Source organism: Citrobacter sp. Cy070 (genome assembly GCF_030332245.1).
Classification (GTDB): Bacteria; Pseudomonadota; Gammaproteobacteria; order Enterobacterales; family Enterobacteriaceae; genus Citrobacter; species Citrobacter youngae.
The window spans coordinates 1-256 of the sequence record NZ_JAOWIG010000029.1 but is presented as its reverse complement, the minus strand read 5'-3'; the positions used below and the strand labels follow the sequence as shown (position 1 = coordinate 256).

Genomic DNA, 256 nt, shown 5'->3' with positions numbered 1-256 from the left:
TGCAGTAGTAGGTCAAACCAGTGAGCAGGTTGAGAAAGATTTGTTTATCGATATGTTGTCAAGCGAAGAGGAAATGGGGCAGGCTAGTGAATCTGAAGTGGAAGACAAGCCGATCAACACGCAGGCAACTGAAGCTGCAGTGAGTCAATCCAGTGAGTCTGTAGTGGAAGGCTCGGTTATTGATCTGTTGGCAACCGATGCAGTAGTAGGTCAAACCAGTGAGCAGGTTGAGAAAGATTTGTTTATCGATATGTTG

1 protein-coding gene is annotated in these 256 nt (G+C 45.7%); it reads left to right on the top strand.

Features of this window, described 5'->3' with window-relative positions; genetic code table 11:
- The coding region (locus OGY19_RS02330) for a hypothetical protein (RefSeq protein WP_286596215.1) at positions 1 to 256 on the top strand (256 nt) is incomplete at both ends.